Raw genomic sequence first — 855 nt, 5'->3', positions numbered from 1 at the left:
TGATGGTTTGTCAAATTAAGCGCAACACTTCCTCGGTGAATGCCTCGTGTGCGGTTCGCCAGCCGAGGCATTTCCTCGGTCGCCCGTTGATCTTGGCGAGCGCATCCGCGAGTTCGCCGTCACCGACCTTCGCGAAGTCCGTTCCTTTCGGGAAGAACTCGCGGAGGAGACCGTTGGCGTTCTCGTTGCTCCCTCGTTGCCAGGACGCGTACGGGTCGGCGAAATAGAGTGGCACGCCGAGCGACGTCCGGATACGTTCGTGACAGCTGAACTCCTTGCCCCGGTCCGTCGTCGCCGTCCTGAACGCGGCCACGGGGAAGGCACCGTGCACTGCCTGGATCGCCATCTCCATCGAGGAGGCGCTACGGTCCGTCATCGGAAGGGCGATATAGAACCGGCTCTTTCGTTCGACGAACGTCGCGACGCATGCCTTCGACTTCCCACGCCCGGAGACGACGGTGTCGAGCTCCCAGTGCCCGAATGTCTTGCGTGCACGCACCTCTCTCGGGCGCTTGGCGATGGACAATCCGACGTTGAATCGCCCCCGTGTCTCGACCGGCTTTTGACGTTTCCCCTTCTGGCGGAGCACGGTCGCGGGCACGTCTATCTGTCCCGTATAGATCCAACGGTAGATGGTGGAGAAGGCGATTTTTCCTGCGAAGAGGCGGCCGACGATTTGTTCCGGCGACCAGGTCGCCCACAGTTTCTCGGTGATTGTCCGGCGCATCGTGTCATCGAGCTTCGTCTTGGCGCCGCAATGGGTCTTTGCCTTTTCGTAGCGTCTCTGTGCACGTCCCGACTCGTAGCCGGGGTTCCGTCTGATCTCCCGCGAGACGGTCGAGGGCTGTCGCCCGA

At 62.0% G+C, this 855-nt stretch carries 1 protein-coding gene; it reads right to left on the bottom strand.

The genetic code is table 11. From position 1 onward, the window contains the following. Positions 1-10 precede the first annotated feature (10 nt). A partial coding sequence (locus tag ON063_RS14695) for an IS30 family transposase (protein WP_274665633.1) occupies positions 11-855 on the bottom strand: 845 nt, incomplete at its 5' end.

The sequence above is a fragment of the Exiguobacterium sp. B2(2022) genome (genome assembly GCF_028823655.1).
GTDB lineage: Bacteria > Bacillota > Bacilli > Exiguobacteriales > Exiguobacteriaceae > Exiguobacterium > Exiguobacterium aestuarii_A.
The sequence above is the reverse complement of the archived record's forward strand: the minus strand, read 5'-3'. Positions and strand labels throughout refer to the sequence as shown.